Here is a 15443-nt window from a genome sequence, read left to right as displayed (position 1 = left end):
ATTTTATCTCCTAAGATGTTAATTAGAGCGGAATGCCCTGTTAACATTTTTGGATATTATGCAAAGCAAAATCCAATGAATTTGAGAAAATGAAAAGAATTTTATGCGCTACTTCGCATAATTACTTTCTTCGCATAACAAATTTTATGCAAAGCTTAGCATAAAAGTTGAATCAGCGGCATTTCTTTTGGCTCCCTCGCCTGAATAGACAACATTTCTTTTGCCTCCATATTCAGAACAAAAAAACTTCGAATTCAACCAGTTATAGGGATTTTTAGGGGTTTTTCTGGAAATATGTTAGAATACGGGTATATGTGGATGATTCTTCGCAGGGGAAGAGGCAATGGGGATCATAAAATATTATTTCATACTATTCTTGGGACTTTTCATATTTGCAGTCACTGAACCTTCCTACGCCCTATCCAAGCCCCCTAATCCAAGAACAATTTACCAACATTTTGGGAATGCTCCTGCATATGGCAGCTCTGATCTGGGCTTCTTATGGTTTTCGGTCTTTGATATTGCCCTTTGGAGTGAAGAAGAAAACTGGTCTTATGACAGCAAATTTGCCCTCAGGATTAAATACAATATGTCCTTCACAGCCGACGAGATTGCTGACACCTCCATTGATGAGATCAAGAACTATTACAAAATGTCCCGGACCGAGGAAAGACAGTACAGGAAAATATTGAAAGCCGCCTATCATAATGTCACCGAAGGAGACTCCCTAACAGCCGTCTATACCCCCAACAATTCTATAAGGTTCTATCATAACGACAGGCTTACAAAAACATGCACCGACATGGAATTTGCTCGTAAGTATGTGGATATCTGGCTCCATCCCCAGGCCCGCTATACCTCCCTACGAGAGGATCTTTTAGGAGAAGAGTAAGATTGAACTGTTTTTGGCTATGCAACAACTTTTTATATCGCTTCAGAAACTATTTCCATAGTATCAAGGTCAGCGTTAAATTTACATTCGAACCTTTACACCAATTTGGTAATAATACGCATAGATTAGGACACAAAATGCCAAATATTTATTTTTTCTAACTGAAATCCCTCCTTTTAACCTTGTAAATTCTCCATGCAATGTGATAATAACAAGGTTATGATTAAGCGACACTTATTTGATAATTTAAAAGGCGCATTGCAAAGACAGCCTGCAGTTGTTCTTGTAGGGCCAAGACAAGTTGGTAAAACAACATTGGCATTGGAAGTTTGCAAAGGCCTCAGCTCAATATATGTAGATCTTGAGTCTTTCGAAGATCTCCAAAAGTTGGATGATCCTCTTCTGTTTCTCAATGCTAATAAGGATAACCTTGTTATTTTGGATGAAATACAAAGAACACCTGAACTTTTCATGACATTAAGAGGGATCATTGACGCAGGAAGAAGAGAAGGAAAAAAATATGGACACTTTCTTCTTCTTGGCTCCGCTTCACTAGATCTTATTAAACAATCTTCAGAATCGTTGGCAGGTAGAATCTCTCAACTTGAGTTAACGCCTTTCACTGCACTAGAGATATCTGGTACCAATGATCAATTATGGTTGCGTGGAGGATTTCCAGAAAGCTTTTTAGCAAGAAATGATTCAGAAAGTTATAAATGGCGGTTGGATTTTATAAGTACATATTTAGAAAGAGATATTCCACAATTAGGCCCCCGTATACCAGCAGAAACTTTGAGGCGACTTTGGACAATGCTAGCACATGTGCAAGGCACAACCTTAAATGTTTCAACTATTGGAACTAGTTTAGGAATAAGCGGCCAAACAGTAACACGCTACATAGATCTGCTTGTTGATTTACTTCTTTTAAAGAGGCTGCAGCCGTATCATGGAAATATGAAAAAGCGATTAGTCAGATCTCCCAAAATATATATTCGAGATAGTGGTCTAGTCCATGCCTTGCTGGGCATAAGTAGTATGAACGAACTTCTCGGTCACCCAATTTCAGGGGCAAGCTGGGAAGGGTATGTTATCGAAAATATTATAAACTGTGCCCCAGAATCCACGACGCCCTATTTTTATAAAACATCCGCCGGCGCAGAAATTGACCTTATTTTAGTGCTTCCCAATGGAGATGTCTGGACAATAGAAGTTAAAAAATCAACATCACCAAAAGTAACCAAAGGCTTCTATTTTGCCAACGAAGACATTAAACCGACACAAAAATTTGTGATTTACAGCGGAAAGGAACAATACCCAATCCAAGAGGGCATAGAAGTAATAAGTCTTGAACTGTTTTTAAAGAAATTAAGCTCCTTAGAGCAATAGCTTTACATAAATAGAAAAACCGTTATGCAACGTTGGTTTTTGATCTTAGGAATCTTGTTCATCTTCAGCAGTTTTGATTATTTCCCTGTAGAATGCGGGACCTTCTTTAGGTGTAATATGGAGAAAATCCACACGATCGGACCCATTTCCGGTCTGTGTTGGTGAAGCCGTTTCAGGAATAATTGTGCTTCTTTTTTCTCCATCATATTCCCATATGTGGATTTCATGATCTTGAAATTTGCCCTTGAGAGCTGCCTCACTATCATATCCCTTAGAAGTCTTTTCAAACTGCTCACCACCATTTTCATGTGCTAGCAAAGCTGAACGACCACGTGCAACTTGAAATTCTAAGGCTCGTTCTGGCTCTAATTTGAAAGAAGTATCACCGGAACTAAAGGTACTGAAGTAAGGTATATCTAATAACCTTCTTTTGAATACCGAACCATCAAAATAATGAACATAATGCTTGTCTGTGCGATTTTTCTTTGCCCGTAAATAATCCACAACTAAAGATTGCGCATCCATTGTGGGGTGCCCGTATTTCGGAACATGCCCTGAACTTACTAAAACCACACTTGGATTAACCTCACTTAACGATATTTCAGATGTGGTCCCATAGCTATCATTGCCATAGTCCAAAGAAACGCCACCGTGGTGACTTAAAACCATAATGCTACTTTTTAACTCCCCCTCTTTCCACAGCTCCTTCATATGATCCCAACTCGCAGCGTTTACATCTCCTGTCAATAGGACTGAGTCTGCTCCATGAGACACTCTTACAACAATGCTGTTCATATTGTCAGACGGATTAAGCACAATGGCACGGTCTCCCCTGAAAGCGTGCCCAGCATTCATTGAAAGAACAGAGACAGCGGGTTCGACGTCCTCTCCTACCAACAATGAGTCTTCAATTATTTGAACGGCTTTTGGTTTGGAGTCCCCACCCATATAGGGTGGCGCAATTATGTCTGGGTTATGTCTATCATTTGGGCTAGCATCATTAGGCACATGGTCGTCCTTATAGCCCGTAAAGAGAACTTTTTTCTGATGTTCCATTTCCTTGAGCCAAGTTTCAAACTTTGACTCTCGTGTTGCGGGGTTCATATACGAATCTCGAAATCCACCCAAAACAATGTGATTTATCTTATCCTTTAACTCTGACTTATCATGAAATATCCTGTTAAGTAGCTTATAATGGTCCGAATCGGCATGTGAAACAACAACCGTAATGTCATCAACCCCATCCAGCTTATCATGAATTCTTTTCACAATTGCCCTTGTCACTTCATCCGTACCTAAGTCTATATCTCCCTTCCCTACACTTCCAAAAGAGCTTTTACTTCCATCGCTCCCACTTCTATCCTTCTTACCTTCGCGGGAGTCGCTCTCTTCTTCAGCAACCTCCTTAACTTTCTTTTCTGACGAGATTTTCAAGATGTATGAGCGACCAGTTTCAAGTATGCCTTTTTCTTCAAAATATTTTTCCGATGCTGATGAAGTCCTTCTCTCGCTAGAACCAGCGTCGTATATCAGTGCTCTATCATGATGACGAATAATATTACAATTTCCTTGGCCAACATCCATAATTGTCACGTCAACCGGGGCTCCAAGGGCACCATCAGTTACAAGGAACACGAAAATCAACAATAAAGAAATAAATTTATATTTAAAAATATTCAAAAAAAACACCTCACCTTATCTTTTCTTTTACAAGAAGACCTATATTATCTCTTGTAAAAATGGACTGTTCTTCTGTCCCCTTTTCAATTCGAGTCGTTTTTCCCTTTACCAAAAAGGTCATCCGCCAGTAAAAATTCCGCCACTCAAAATCTTCTTCCCCTGAATTAATAACTTTACGATCAAAGGTTGCATTATAATAGTAATAGGCCAAGTGCCAGCCGTTCGTTTCTCCGGTTTTAGCAGCCTTTACAAAGCTTGCAATGGCTCCAAGAAATTCCTCCTTTTTCCAACGAGCCGCCCCTTTGTTCTGTGGAGCTAATTTCTCTCCCAAAAACTCTCCTGCATGCCCATCGCCATTCTCAAGACTTATTCTCAAGTCTTGCTCTGATTTTTGCCTCCAAAGTTTCTTTTGCGCCTTTCTATAATCCGACTGTTCTAAAAACGCAAATGGGCGCGATAATGTCGCTGCAACACCACTTTCCGGCATGTGAGTCGATAAATTCCCCAGTACACAGCCTCTTTTCTTACATAGTAGCATAAAAAGCGATCGATCTGCATCTTCATCATTCATCATCCCCTTTAAAAAGGTCCACATGGCCAGTGAATTCCCATATACAGCGGCGGAAAGAGTGCTATCCACATTATCCATTTTCATATTTATGCTTCCTGCAACCAAAAGTGTTTCCAGGTGCATGCGCTCCAATAAGACGGGATTCCACCAAAACAGGTTGAAAAGAACCTGTTCTACATATTCTTTATCGGAAAATCTGTTAGCTACGATGTGCTCTAAGTCAGCAAACAATGTATCATTTCTAAAAACAGCCCTTGCCAACAGATTCCCTTTACAGGCCATCTCAAAAGTTTGATTGGGCCACACAAGACGATCTTCGGTCCCTGGCATCTTAAGAGGCTGCAATTGGGCGTACAGTGCTTCCCATATATTCGGTTCTGCTTGTAATTCTAAAAGCTCTGCGCGGGCTTGCCTAATAGCCTTCACCCGCTCAACACCCGATTTTAACACCTGCTCAGCCCCTGACTCCAGCGACCCAAATCCCATTGTAGAAAGCTTGCTTTGCAATTGTGTTGTCAAACGAAAAGCTTCTGATTCAAGGATTGCAGTGTCGTTAATAGGGTTCATCGTAGGAAAAGCATACACGCTGGTGGGTGCAACTCCCCAAAATATTAAAAGTAAAAAAATTCTAAATAATCTAGTCATATCAAATACAAAAATCTATTAGTGAATATCGGGTCAATTCTACGCCTCACGTTAAACGTTAAAAAACGTTTATCACTTGAGGATTGGCCCTTTTTCCATTGAGGGGCGGACCCTTTTCCTCGAGCACCCCAGCAAGGGCCCTTACATACAAGTCGTCAAAGGTCTCAAGCGACATCGGATTAGAAGGGTAGAACTTGCCGTTTACATAGCCAAAAATATAATCGTGAGTCACTTTATGGCCATTATGGCGCTCAAATCCCTCATAGTGCTTACGTTCAATAAAGCGACCAATCGCTCCTAGTGCCGATGCTTCTCTATGCTCAACAAGCATTCGCACCTCCTGCTCAAGGGAAAGAATAGCCCTTTTTTTCGCAGACTTTGGATACAGACGACGCAACTTTTCCAACTGAGAGCATTGCGTTCCAAATTCAACTCTGGCTTTTGCAAGGTAAAAATCATCTGCTGCCCAACCTGAATTCACAAGTTCGCTCAATCTATTCCACACAGCACCCATGTTAATTTCAAGAGCATCCAGCTTATTGTCAATTGTGGCTTGCTTGCGCCCTTGGTTGGCAAGGGCGTCTTCCTCAGCAGGATCAGACACTATATAGGCAATCTCGCTCACACCAAAATCAACTTTTTTAGAGCGAGTTCCTGAACGCACATCCTTTAAACCGTCATCCAGACCATTACTAGAATCAACATTAGGAATCGCTTGGGCCACACCTACACAATTCACCATGGCAAACGCAGAAAAAATAACAAGAAATGCTCTAAACTTTGGGCATTTGACCATTACACTACCCTCGTATTATATTTGTACATTACTACTTTTATACAAAATTTCAAGTTATTTTTGATCGTCTTCATCCACCAATGCTGCTGCTTTCTTCCTATCCCTTTCTTTGTCACCGACTTTTGGTTTTTTTGCGCCACCACTTCCTTCACTAGTTGTTAATAGTGGTGTATTTATCTTATCCTCATCATCACTGGGCACTTTATCCGGATCTTCATCTTCTTCAGAGGCGTCGGAACCATCTTCTTCAACTTCAACGATCCCTGAGAAGTCTTCCCGATCTTCATCTTCTTCGGCGTCTAGCAACCCGAGAGCTTTAGCTACTTCAAATACCGCCTCGTCCGATAAAAACCTCATACTGTACAATAAGCCCTCGATTTGACTGATCATCGCGTCCCTATGGGCTTTGGCTCTTGCTTCACAATAGCCACAGCTGCAATGCTTTGAGGCCATATGCGCCCCTGAAAGTATAGCATCCAGTGCTATCTTTGCTCCTCTCTGCAAACGGCTCGCGTGACCGCTACCCGCCGTATAAATCAATGGGAGCGACATACCTATTGCTCCAAAACTTTGCCAATTTACACCCAAATCATAAACCGTCTCAAATCCTAATCCTTGCAATCCCTTTACAAAAACTGGCAATGCCATAAAGCGACCTTGGCCACTGGATAGAATATCGATTACTACCCTTAATATCCGCGCTTCTGCCTTTTGTTTTGCTGTCTTTGCGTGCCCATTGCGGCCTTCATTTAGATACTCTTCATAGCGTTCTATTTCTCTTGCTCCAGCATTACTGCGAATGATTGTTGAAAATGTCGAGGTGCCAGTCGCCAAAAATGCACTTACAGCGTTTGCAAAATTCAGGGCGAACAACTCACTGTCATTATCACCTCCTTCACTCCCTCCTATCAACGCAAATAGCGGATCAAAAACTTCATGGAATACATAATAGGCCACAAACCACGTTATGGGGAATGCCCAAAGATTTAAGGAGCCTACTATTCCCGCCCTGGCATAACCCGTCGCTTTAGAAATGTCCTCCAAATATTCATCATCTGTCATGCTCTGCTGATGCTCAAACAGAATTTGGTCGAAGCTTTCTATGTTCACATCTTCTTCACTGCTGCCTTCCCCTTTGTCTTCTTCATCCAACTCACCACCACTATCCGATTCAGTAGAATGAACACTTCCTTCCTTTTCTTCATCTGCCTCTTCTGCCATAGAAGGATAGTTTTCTTCTCTCATTTCAAGGCCTAAACGCAGGAGAGTTTCATAACCCTTGTCTATCTTTTCCATAGCATCCCTGCCATGGGTGCAAGAACCTTTGCTCTTTTTCCAAATAATTTCTAGTAACTCGGGGCTAACGCGACGAAGTTCCAACATTCTGCGTACTAGTCTTTTATGAACTTTTTTCCGTAGTTGCTTTCTCCTATGAAGTTCTTCGAGAGTTGCTCCGAAACGATTTCTCATGACTTCGGATCTGTCAATAAAGAAGAGCTTTTTCAACAGCCCTGAGTAATCCCACTTGGAAAGCCCTAGTGACCACGCTCGCACAACATCACTCGCTGAAGCTCTACCCTCTGCCCAGTTGGTCAACCACATGTTACCAGCAAAGAATATAATCACTGGATTAACACCTTCATTCGTTTTAACCAAAATGATTGGCTCAATAAGTGCTGTAAAGGCTGCCGCAGAATGAGCTACAGCCGTCCCGACCACCTCAATCCACGGCAAGGGGTGCTTCCACCTCTGCATTTTTAGGTTATATTTAGATTTTGGAACTAAAGAGGTTAAATGCTCCGAAGTAGCTCCCATATGGGGAACTGTCACTAAGAGAACAATCTCAGAAAATGTGGCTAATTGAAGTGGAAAATTTCTACTTGCAAATGGATCATGAAAAAGAAATTTTGACATAACCCTATTGAACATCGTTCCATAGCCAACAGAAATTAACCCAGGAAAAAGCCCCCACGGTCCCAACCCCAAGATTCTTCTCGTAATAGTTAACGCCAGCGACTCATTTCCAGGAGTTGTGTCATATATATACCCTAAAACATTGTTCGGAGGACGGGCATGATCACTAAGCTGCTCAGACTCATCAATAATTGTATTTCGTCCTATTGAAACACTAGAAGGGCGAGGCGGTAAAATTGAAAGTTCTCTTTCAGGCTGTACATCTTCTTCATTTGCAAAAGCCTCTTGACTTAAGAAACAAAAGTGCACTGAAAAAATAAGAAAAACTACAATTAAAAAATTGCCATATATAGTCTTCAAGAATTAAATTACCTTAAAATATTAAAATACAAACAATTATACTGGTCTATTGACTGCAATGACCACCACTAATACAACCACTAGCACTATCCACAAACAGGAACACATGGCCGAGATCGGCTTTTTCTTTCAACGCCTTCTCTGACATGGGCTCCGTCATATTCCGATAAATCCTAGGCGTTCCATCCTTCTCTTTCAGAAACGCTATGGGAAAGTCCCCTGTTTTCTGGGTGCGATCTCCATTCGACCCTAAAACCACTTCTGCAACTATGGGAGCACCTGTCTTTTTCTCATGGACAAATAAAATGCTGTTGGGGGGATCTGCATTGAAAGAATTCCCTCCGGTCATCTCAACCTTCTTATACCCATTGCGGGATTCAGATGACGATTCTCCTCCAACAACTTCCAAGGCTGTGATGCTATAGTGACCCAGCTTTAACTCGTTTATGATGCTCGAGGGCGCTACGCCTGTTTCTTTCATGAGCTGCTCTCGTGCCGCGGCACTAATATCGTTGCCAAACTTTAGGTCTTTCCCCATCACTAAATAATTGTCTCCCCCTTTAGACCCCCCGAGAGCGAAGAAAGCCTTACCTCCTTTATAAGTATTTGCTCCTTTTACAAGACTTTTCAAAAAGCCTTTGTTCATTTTTGAGGGATAAATTTCAATATCTAGGCTCAATCTTCCATTTTTCTCAGTGGCCTTGGTTGAGACAAAAGTCAGGTATTCCCATGACTCAGTTGCCTGGGGCAACAAGACAATGGTGTATTTTGGATTGGCACTTAAGTACGCGGCTAATTTCCCTTCAGACATAAATCTCGCACTTCTGAAAGGACGATCAGCAAAATCTAGTTCCTTGGCGTCTAAGGAAACTTCTAAGCTCCCACGATAAGTGCCATCATCCGTTTTTTTAATATCTTTTAAAGTGTAGGACTTTCCCAAAAATGTGTCGTACATTCCAGTATACAATTCAGATTTTTTAGGAGACTCTAATGCAGGTGTATCCTCTTTGGCAAAAGTGGCCTTATTCCATGACACGAAAGATAACACAAAGAAGAAAACTGTAAAAATATTTAATGTCTTATTTTTCATTTTTTGTCTCCATTTTATTTCAACAACAATAAACTCTAAGTATTCTAACATATTTTAAGAGTTTTAGCCAAAATTGTATTACACTAACCATCATGAAGATTATAAAATAAAGTAAAGTTTTCAGAAATACAACAACTTTATGCAATCCTCCAATTTATACATAAATATTATATAACTCTCTGAGTTAGGAGATCTGTTAAAAAATAAGTGGAAATTCTAGCATTTTACTTCATCAGAGAATTCATCATTCACGGCAGAATCATAATCTGCCCCAAAATGCGAAGAGTAGAGGATATCAAATTTCTCCCCCTAGGCCGCTTTCTTATAAGCGATCTCAGATTGGATCGTCTCTTTTCTCCGACTCTTAACCTTATAAACGGCTATAAACCCAGCAATACTAGAAAACATCAGATATATGGCTGGGCCCATTTGGATTCCTTGATTCACCAATGAAGATACTATAAGAGGAGCCGTCCCTCCTAATACAGCAACCCCTAGTGAATAGCTGAATGCAGATCCGCTATAGCGTTCCTCAGGTGGAAAAAGCTCTGGGAGTACTGCGGAACAAGTAGCACGGCAAAAAATGCATAGAGTAGGATTTATTATAAGACCTCCTGAAATGTCTTCCCTCTCAACCTAAATAATGCCCTCATGCTTCTACAACTCTTTGAAAACAAAGATAAATATGAATCATCCTCTGACAACTGCTTGATTCATCACATTTATCTAAAATTTATCTAAAATTTTTCTAAAATTATAAATTTTATTCTTGACAACAATTTGAATTTTGTAACATATGTTTAGACATAGTACTTTTGGAACAGGTGACTTTAGTGAATAAATTTAGAATAAATTTCTTTCATAATTTCGCGGTTGCGCGGCACAATAAGGAGATTTCAATCCAGAAAGAAATCCTATTTGGAACCATCTATTCAAGGTGCTTTTATATATTCAATAAGAAGCTTTTACTTAATTAACAATAACTTAAAATAGAATTAAAAAAATGACCAAAGATATTAAAACTTCGCAATCAACGGGTGACCCTGTCTCAGGGCCCAGACTCGATGAAACTTTTATTAAACTGCAAAATGAGTTGGATGCTCTCAGAGAAATTCTCAATTTCCGAGAGATACATAAAGACAATACGGTACGGGTCGTTGTTGATGACATTTTATGTCCCACATACGAACCCGGTGACTATGTAGGAGGACGACGGTGTTACGACCAAACCATCCCCCAAGCGGTCAATAATAACTGTATTGTTGAAACGAAAACTGGCTTGATTTGCATAGGCTTTCTGAAAAAGGGATCCCGACAAGACCAGTACACGCTGATTCCTTCTAAAGATACTCCTGAAAAGGATCATATCATAGAAGACACAGAGCTGACTTGGGCAACTCCCATCACCTGGCATTTGAAACACGCTGGATAATCTGTAATTGAATGCCAGTCCATCTTCGTGTTGGTACGTGGAGATCTTCTGGCGTAAAATACAGGGCCCTCGTGGATTCCACGCTACGGACTCGCACATCAGCTCCCCCGCTTAGGACTCTGCTTTACTGAGCCGTAGTCCAGTGAAGACTACGTTTGTGCAAGACTCTTTGACGTTTGCTTGCTTCCATCGTTTCAGGCAGTCAATACTTCCAATCTCAAAAATCCTTGTAAGTAAAAACCCCTTTTGGTTATAAAAAACCACAAGAATGGAAAAAATTACTAGTATAATGTACAAAAAATATCTACAGTGCACTGATTTTAAATTATGAAATAAGGATGTAAGTATAATGTTTCGGGCAGTAACGGCATGTATGATAGGCAGCGCCTTCGAATGGTATGATTTTGCTCTATATGGCTATTTTGCAGCCGTTTTGGGCAAACTCTTTTTCCCTTCCGCGGACCCTCTCGTTTCCCTTTTAGCCACTTATGGTGTTTTTGCTGCTGGATTTGCTATGCGCCCCGTTGGTGCCGTTATCTTTGGTCATGTTGGTGATAAATACGGTCGTAAAAAGGCTCTCGTTGCAACCATATTCCTTATGACCTTTCCCACAGTCTGTCTTGGCCTCTTGCCCACATACGACCATATTGGAATTCTTGCTCCCATATTGCTAACAGTGATTCGCCTTTGCCAAGGGCTTTCCATTGGTGGAAACTTAAGTGGGTCTTTTACCTTCATGATCGAGTATGCCCCGGGTCATAGAAGAGGCCTTGTCGGAAGCCTTACCCTATTCAGTGCCCTAGGAGGAATCCTCATAGGTTCTGCCATGGCCGCATTTGCTACAGCAATGTTAGACACAGGCGCCCTCGAAACTTGGGGATGGCGGATTCCGTTCCTGATTGGCGTTCTTATTGGCGGGGTTGGCTTTTACATGCGCATCCATATTCCCGAAACGCCTCAATACGTAAAAGAGATGGAATCTGAGCAAGCCGAAGGATTTCCTCTTAAAAAGATCATAAAAGAGCACCCTGTTAAAGTCATTAGATCTATCTTTGTGTTGCTTTTGAACGATGTCGGATTCTATGTATCCTTTATCTTTCTTACGACCTATATGACCACCATCGTCAAAATTCCCATGGATACAGCCCTAACCATAAATACCATTAATATGGTCATTTTGATGAGCCTTGTCCCCGTTATGGGTTGGGTATCAGATCACGTAGGCAGAAAACCAATGATGATGCTCTCGTCGGTTATGTTTTTTGTCCTGGCTATCCCTGTCTTTAATCTAATTGACCAAGGGGGATTTTGGCCGCCTCTCTTTGGACAAATGCTCCTTGGATTCTCCATTGTGGGCTTCTTTGGTGCCATGGCCGCCATGCTCGTGGAAAAATTCCCCACAAAAGGTCGGTATTCGGCCCTATCTCTAACCATCAATATTAGTGCAACACTTTTTGGCGGAACAGCGCCATTCATCGTCACTTCTTTGATGGCAGATACAGGATGGAATCACATTCCTGCTTATTATTTGATGGCAGCGGGGTTGATTTCTTTCATAGCTCTATTATCTTTTAAAGATCGATTCCGGGATCCTTTATTGTAATAGCAAGGAGGGAAGCATGCCCTTTAAAGATTCAAAGTCCTCCTATGGAGCCATTTCAAAGGCTTTTCATTGGACCTTAGCCCTACTCATTTTGGGAATGATTGGCGTTGGATGGTACATGGTAGATGTCCCCCCACCGGACAAATTCTTTTACTACAAAATCCATAAATCCACAGGGATTTGCATCGTCTTTCTAGGTATATTGCGCCTTGGTTGGCGGTTTTTCGTGAAGAAGCCTGATCTCCCGAAAGAACAGTTCCCCCTAGAACATTTTTTGGCTAATTCGGTACAGTATCTTTTGTATGCCTTTGTGATCCTGACGCCCCTGGAAGGATGGCTCATGTCCAGCTCAGGGGGGCATCCCGTTACCTTCTTTGGCCTCTTTACGGTGCCAGCAATTTCTCCCAAGATTCCAGAACTGGCCAAGATTACCCATGAGCTCCACGCGATCATTGCCTATACCCTATTGGGCATCATAGCTCTGCATGTTCTGGGGGCACTGCGACATCATTTTGTTTTGAAAAATACAGTCTTAAAACGTATGCTACCTGGTAAGACTGTTTAAATTTAGCATTTTTTAACAAAAAGGCACTTATTGTGCGCAAGAGATTTACTCTTTCAGTTATTTTACTCCTTCTTCACGTTAGCATTTTGAGTGCAAATGCCTTTGGGGCATCTCTGTTTAATAAGGCTAATGCACCACATCAAATGCTTTTATTCCTTCTGAAGAAAACAAACATACCCCACGATAGGACTAAGAAAACCATCTTAAAAGAAACCCAAAAAGAATGGCTTAGAAAACCCATGGAAGAGCGCTGGGAAATGAAAGTGGGACAATACGAGTCCGAAAGAGAAGCATTTATGCGGGCCTTTGAGGCATTAGGATACGTCAAAGGGCACGATCCTAAATACAAGAGTTATACCGGTGCTGTTGTCATGGGAGCAACTCTGCCTCGCGTCCTCAAAAGATTAAACTACCTTCTGAAACTCTTAAAACAGGGCATTCGCATAGAAAAAATATATTTTCTCTCAGGACAACGCCCTCTAGATCCTAAGGTTGATATATTACCCCCCGGTACACTTGTAGCGCATGACACATCGTCCCATCAAACTGAAGTAGAAATGATGGTATGGGTCTACAACCAAATGGACTTTGCTCCTTACTTAGGGGACGCACAGCCTATTATTATTGATAGCTCCATGAAAATGAATGCAGATGGCGTGTTTGTACGGCCCATCACCGATGATACCATCGAAGAACTCAGAAAAACCCAGCCCATGAAAAAAGGGCGGTACTTGGTCATTTCCAACTGGCCCTATGCAACGTATCAAGGAAAGGTCTTCAAAAGCAAATTTGACATCTTGCAAAAAGATAAGAAACCAATGTATGCCATTGAAACGGTCGGAGAAGATGCTGTCCCTTCCCTTCCCATCGAAATATACTTGGATACAATTGCACGGGATATCTATGCAAATACTGCGCGCTGAGGTGTGGTTTCTTCTCGATACCCCCTTGGAAGAGTTATTCCAAATTAATCAGAACGGTCTTTTTTTGTGTGAAATGTTCTAACATGGCCTCAAGGGAAGCTTCCCTGCCGAGGCCAGAATTTTTAACACCTCCGTAAGACAGGTTGGGCTGGACCACAAGATTTTGGTTCACTTGAACAAAACCAGCTTCCAATTGCTCAACTCCTCGCAGGGCTGTTTTCAAATCCTGGGTCCATATGGTCCCCGCAAGCCCATAGTCCGTACCATTGGCATCCGACATAACTTGATCAAGGTCTGTCCACTTGATGATACACGCAACAGGGCCAAAGATTTCTTCCTGGGCTAGGGGCGAATCGTTCTGGATGCCCGTAAACAAAACGGGCCGAATAAATAGCCCGTCCTTAACGGCAGGATCCTCTGGCATTTGTGAGCATTCATGGGCCGTAACACCCTCTAAGTTTAAGCCCTTCTCAATATAGGCTTTCACCTTTTCATATTGCCCTGGAGAGATGATTGACCCAATGTCTGTTCTTTCATCGAAAGGATTTCCCATGATCATGGCATCCACTTTCTCTTTTAAGCGCTCCACAAACTGATCATGGAGTGATTCATGGATGAACATACGGCTAGCCGCACTACAACTCTGTCCTTGACGCGTAAACCGCATTCCAATCACGGCCCCTTCTACGGCTTTATCCAGGTCGGCATCTGCACACACAATCATGGGACTCTTGCCACCCAGTTCCAAAGTTACAGGCACAAGCTTTTCAGCGGCCGATTTATAGACAATTCTGCCAACTTCTACTGATCCCGTAAACGATACCTTCTTGACGTCAGGATGGGATACGAGAGCCGCGCCTGTAGGCTCTCCAAAACCTGAAAGAACATTCAAAACCCCTGGTGGTAGGATTGTGTTCATAATTTCTGCTGCCCGAAGGACAGACAACGGGGCTTCTTCTGCGGACTTAAGAACAACCGTATTTCCGGCAACAATAGCTGGAGCAATCTTCATTGCCATGAGTAAAAGCGGCACATTCCAGGGAATAATGGCCCCAACCACCCCAAGAGGCTCTCGAGTGGTATAAACCAACATATTCGAATCATAGGGGACAGTCTCTCCCTTGAGCTCTGAGGCGAGTCCTCCATAGAATGTCAACATATCCGTGAATACACCGGCTTCTAAGCGGCTTTCTGTCCGAATTGCCTTCCCCGTTTCCAGAGTCATCAAAAGAGCCAATTCGTCTGTATGTTCCTGCAACAAATTAGCGCAAGCCATCAAAAGCTTGCCTCGCTCACGAGCCTTTACCTTGGACCATTCTTTTTGAGCCCTCGCTGCCACCGACACAGCCTGATCAACATCTTCAGTGCTTGCTTCGGAAGCCTCGGCAATTTGCTGACCCGTCGCCGGATTTATAATGGGGAAAGATTTTTTACCTTTTGAACGGGACAACTTGCCATCGATCAAAAGCATATGGGATAACTTATCGGCAAGATCAAAAACATGTTTTAAACTGGAGGACATTACAGACTCCTATACCACCAAACCATTCACAATCATCATGGTAATACAGAATTGAAAGATCTGA

Annotated in this window: 12 protein-coding genes; 6 read left to right on the top strand and 6 right to left on the bottom strand. The window is 42.0% G+C overall.

Going from position 1 to position 15443, the window contains the following annotated elements; all coding sequences use genetic code 11:
* Window positions 1-343 precede the first annotated feature (343 nt).
* Window positions 344-892 (top strand): hypothetical protein, encoded by a 549-nt coding sequence (locus HOL16_05025; GenBank protein ID MBT5390055.1) that lies wholly within the window; start codon window positions 344-346, stop codon window positions 890-892.
* Between the two features lie 219 nt (window positions 893-1111).
* Window positions 1112-2278 (top strand): ATP-binding protein, encoded by a 1167-nt coding sequence (locus tag HOL16_05020; protein ID MBT5390054.1) that lies wholly within the window; start codon window positions 1112-1114, stop codon window positions 2276-2278.
* Window positions 2279-2323: 45 nt separating this feature from the next.
* Here the strand turns inward: HOL16_05020 and HOL16_05015 are convergent, their stop codons facing one another.
* The 5 genes from HOL16_05015 to HOL16_04995 all read right to left on the bottom strand — a co-directional run bounded on the left by HOL16_05015 (window position 2324) and on the right by HOL16_04995 (window position 9334).
* Window positions 2324-3958 (bottom strand): hypothetical protein, encoded by a 1635-nt coding sequence (locus tag HOL16_05015; protein ID MBT5390053.1) that lies wholly within the window; start codon window positions 3956-3958, stop codon window positions 2324-2326.
* 10 nt (window positions 3959-3968) lie between these two features.
* Window positions 3969-5096, bottom strand: coding sequence for a hypothetical protein (locus HOL16_05010; GenBank protein MBT5390052.1), 1128 nt, complete (start codon window positions 5094-5096; stop codon window positions 3969-3971).
* A gap of 136 nt (window positions 5097-5232) precedes the next feature.
* Window positions 5233-5916 carry a hypothetical protein gene (locus HOL16_05005; GenBank protein ID MBT5390051.1) on the bottom strand — a complete coding sequence of 228 codons (684 nt, stop codon included), beginning with the start codon at window positions 5914-5916 and terminating at the stop codon, window positions 5233-5235.
* 108 nt (window positions 5917-6024) lie between these two features.
* On the bottom strand, window positions 6025-8193 hold the full coding sequence (locus HOL16_05000; GenBank protein MBT5390050.1) for a hypothetical protein: 2169 nt from the start codon (window positions 8191-8193) through the stop codon (window positions 6025-6027).
* Between the two features lie 97 nt (window positions 8194-8290).
* Window positions 8291-9334 carry a hypothetical protein gene (locus HOL16_04995; GenBank protein MBT5390049.1) on the bottom strand — a complete coding sequence of 348 codons (1044 nt, stop codon included), beginning with the start codon at window positions 9332-9334 and terminating at the stop codon, window positions 8291-8293.
* A 1003-nt stretch (window positions 9335-10337) separates the two neighbouring features.
* Between HOL16_04995 and HOL16_04990 the strand changes: the two genes are divergently transcribed.
* The 4 genes from HOL16_04990 (at window position 10338) to HOL16_04975 (ending at window position 13857) form a co-directional block, all read left to right on the top strand.
* Complete coding sequence (locus HOL16_04990) at window positions 10338-10766, top strand: hypothetical protein (protein ID MBT5390048.1); 429 nt, start codon at window positions 10338-10340, stop codon at window positions 10764-10766.
* Window positions 10767-11115: 349 nt separating this feature from the next.
* Window positions 11116-12369, top strand: a complete 1254-nt coding sequence (locus HOL16_04985; GenBank protein ID MBT5390047.1) for an MFS transporter — start codon at window positions 11116-11118, stop codon at window positions 12367-12369.
* Between the two features lie 16 nt (window positions 12370-12385).
* Window positions 12386-12934: a cytochrome b gene (locus tag HOL16_04980; protein MBT5390046.1), complete on the top strand. Its 549-nt coding sequence runs from the start codon at window positions 12386-12388 to the stop codon at window positions 12932-12934.
* A gap of 32 nt (window positions 12935-12966) precedes the next feature.
* On the top strand, window positions 12967-13857 hold the full coding sequence (locus HOL16_04975; GenBank protein ID MBT5390045.1) for a hypothetical protein: 891 nt from the start codon (window positions 12967-12969) through the stop codon (window positions 13855-13857).
* Between the two features lie 34 nt (window positions 13858-13891).
* Here the strand turns inward: HOL16_04975 and HOL16_04970 are convergent, their stop codons facing one another.
* The gene (locus tag HOL16_04970) at window positions 13892-15379 is read right to left on the bottom strand and encodes an aldehyde dehydrogenase family protein (GenBank protein ID MBT5390044.1); all 1488 of its coding nucleotides are present in this window, start codon (window positions 15377-15379) and stop codon (window positions 13892-13894) included.
* Between the last annotated feature and the right edge of the window lie 64 nt (window positions 15380-15443).

The organism is Alphaproteobacteria bacterium (genome assembly GCA_018662925.1).
GTDB lineage: Bacteria > Pseudomonadota > Alphaproteobacteria > 16-39-46 > JABJFC01 > JABJFC01.
Note: the sequence above shows the minus strand (reverse complement) of the source record. Positions and strands in the feature narration are given on the sequence as shown.